The 2,367-nt window shown below is 60.1% G+C and carries 2 protein-coding genes; both read right to left on the bottom strand.

Annotated elements, in window-relative coordinates; all coding sequences use genetic code 11:
- A partial coding sequence (asnB, locus tag FJ404_19725) for an asparagine synthase (glutamine-hydrolyzing) (GenBank protein ID MBM3825075.1) occupies positions 1–1,780 on the bottom strand: 1,780 nt, incomplete at its 3' end.
- Positions 1,781–1,787: 7 nt separating this feature from the next.
- Positions 1,788–2,367: glycosyltransferase family 4 protein (locus tag FJ404_19720; GenBank protein ID MBM3825074.1), on the bottom strand; the 580-nt coding region annotated here is incomplete at its 5' end.

The following is a 2,367-nucleotide window of genomic DNA, read 5'->3' as shown; positions in this document are numbered from 1 at the left end:
CGTCCACCGCGAAGGTCTCGCGAAAGCTTCGATCCAGGATACGTTCCGCCGCAAACTCGCGCAGGGCGGTACGAAGCCAGAACGAATAGGGAACGCCGAAACCAGACTTCGGGGCATCGAGCACACTGCCGGGCAATCTTGTTCGTTGGGAGTTTCGCAAAATCAATTTCTTCTGAGTTCCTCTTGTTTTCCAGGACGAGGGAAGTTGCACGGCCAACCGCACCACCTGCTCGTCCAGAAGAGGAACCCGCGCCTCGACACTCGCCGCCATGGTGGCCCGGTCCACCTTGCAAAGGAACTGGGACGGCAGTTGAACCGTCAGGTCGGTGAGCAACATTTGCTGCACCGGGTCCTCGGTTTGAAAGCGCTCGGCCGCGCCACGGTAGGCCAGGAAGGGATCGGTCGAATTTCTCAGGGAGACTTGCCGCTCCTTCATCAGCAGCCGTTCCGGCGGCTCAAAGCGAGTCTCCATAGTCAAGAGCAAGGCCATTCTCACAGCCGGGTCGGGCTGGGCCATCGCATCCAACAATCGGCCCAACCGCTGGCCGTAGGCTCCGCCCGAACGCAGAACCGGGACGAGGGCTGTCGGACAACGCTTCCACCATCGGGCATTCTGCAGCAGGGCATAGCGGCGATAGCCGGCGAAAAGCTCGTCTCCGCCGTCTCCTTGCAACACAACCTTGATCCGCCCGGAAAGCTCCCTGCACATCAAATAGAGCGGGATGTTCGCCGCATCCGCGAAGGGCTCGTCGTGAGCCCTGGCTAACTGCTTCAAAGTTGAGGCCAAGTCCACCCCGGAAATCCGCAACTCATGATGCTCAAGGCCGAGCTGCGTTGCCACCCCGCGAGCTTTCGACAACTCATCCACCCCGCCAGCAAAATCAAATCCAGCCGCAAAGCTTACCGGACTGGATCCTCCAGCTTGGACCGCGGCCGCGGCGATCGTTGAGGAGTCCACACCGCCGCTGAGGAAAATCCCAACGGGAACATCACTGATCAGTTGCCGCGTGACGGCGACATCGATGCGATCCCGAAGCTCCGTGGCCGCATCGCTCTCGGTGACTCCCGTCGGCACGTCCACGAGCCAATCCTCAAGCTTCCACCAGGGTTCGATTCGCTCTTCCGCGCCCTCCACGATCAACCAGTGCCCCGGCCTGAGCGATCGCACTCCTCCGTAAAAAGTCCGCTCGTCAAAGGTATTGCCGAACCATAGATACTCCGAAAAACTCTGCTCATCCAGCCCAAGGTCCACTCCTCCCGCCGCCTTGACCGCTTTGATCTCGGATCCAAAGGCCAATCCGAATCTCGAGGTGCCGTAGTAGAGCGGCTTGATCCCAAGCCGGTCGCGCATCAAAACGAGGCGATCTCGACGCCTATCCCAGATCGCGAGCGCAAAGATGCCTTCCAATCGCTTCAGCCCGTCGGGACCCCAGGCCTCATACATTTGCAATACGACCTCGGTATCGGACTGGCTTCTGAACTCCCGGCCCTTCCCTGCCAGTTCCTGCCTTAACTCCCTGAAATTATAGCACTCACCATTGTAAACAACGACGACTCCGCCCTCTTGCCGCACCATCGGCTGGGCTCCCGCCTCGCTCAGATCCAAGATGCTCAACCGGCAATGGCCCAAGGCCACCTTTGGATTGACGAAGAGGCCCGTTCCATCCGGGCCCCTGCGGCGCAGGCACTGAATCATTTGCTGAACAGCCTGCTCGACTTCGGCATCCACTCCGGCACCAGCGGACCGGCCTGACCTCAATATGCCCGCAAACCCGCACATCGGCTTCCTAACGCCTCTCCTCAATGCAGCGAAGAAGGAGTTGTTCGAATTCGAGGACCATTCGATCCACCTTCAGATGTTGCTCCGCATAGCTTCGTGCGCTCGCCGACATGCTCGACCAACGCTCCGCATCCAAACCCTCCAACCGTTCGATCGCATCCGCGAGTGTCTCCGGCCGGCTCGGATCAAAAAGAAATCCTCTGACCCCGTCCGCCACGAGCCTCGGATGCTCGCAGACATGAGAGGCGAGAACGATTCGCCCCATCGCGAATGCCTCGCACACCACATTGGGCAGACCCTCATAAAATGAACACAACACCAAGGCATCAGCCGTCGCCAGGAGAGCCGGCGCCTCCTGACGCTCCCCCATCCACTCCCAACGCGCCCGAAGGTCAGGATTTCCTTCCATCCACTGACGGATGCGCTCCCAGTACTGCAATCCTCGCGTGCTGGTGTCCTTGCCTCCGACCCACCGGACGAAGGGAATCGTCTTGTTTCGCTGTCCAAGAATCTTGAGCGCCTCCATGAGGCAGAACGCGTTCTTCTCCGGGCCGACCCGGCCGATCACCAGCAATTGAAGGGCGTCA

The organism is Verrucomicrobiota bacterium (genome assembly GCA_016871495.1).
Classification (GTDB): domain Bacteria; phylum Verrucomicrobiota; class Verrucomicrobiia; order Limisphaerales; family VHDF01; genus VHDF01.
The sequence above is the reverse complement of the archived record's forward strand: the minus strand, read 5'-3'. Positions and strand labels throughout refer to the sequence as shown.